1 protein-coding gene is annotated in these 509 nt (G+C 47.7%); it reads right to left on the reverse strand.

The genetic code is table 11. The features are described 5' to 3' along the window. On the reverse strand, nucleotides 1-509 hold a 509-nt coding region (locus OCV70_RS20360), incomplete at both ends, for a transcriptional regulator (RefSeq protein WP_262579934.1).

Here is a 509-nt window from a genome sequence, read left to right on the forward strand (position 1 = left end):
TTTCAGCAACCCTTTCTTCGGCTGCTGTCACTATCCCGAACAGGTCGCCCATCTTTACAGCGGTGCGTCCCTCATCGTAGATATGTAAAATCCCATCTAAAAACTGCTTCATATCCTCGATAGGAAGTTCCATTTCTTTACGGTAAACCCTTTCCATAATCGCCCCTGACTCAATCGCATAGCGGCGTAAGGACTGCTTTAAGCCCTCGTCCTCCGCTACACGGTCAACCTCAGCCATTGCGTCTGCAAAGTGATAAGTCATAACCGTATAGAGGTCAATCATCTTTCCGAGGAATGTGGTAAGCAGTTGTTGGTGCGGTTCTCCCTTTACCACAGAAGAAACCGTATCAAGATATTTTTTGATATGTTCCTCCATATCCCTTGCACATAAAGTGCGGCTGTCATATTCCTTATCTTCGGAAAGTCCTGTCAGCCATTCGGGAGTGGTCAGGAGTGCTTCTGCCAGCCCGTTGATAATCATTGTACGCTTCGGGTCTACTCCGTCCGCT

Source organism: Blautia acetigignens (genome assembly GCF_025566865.1).
Taxonomy (GTDB): domain Bacteria; phylum Bacillota; class Clostridia; order Lachnospirales; family Lachnospiraceae; genus Blautia_A; species Blautia_A acetigignens.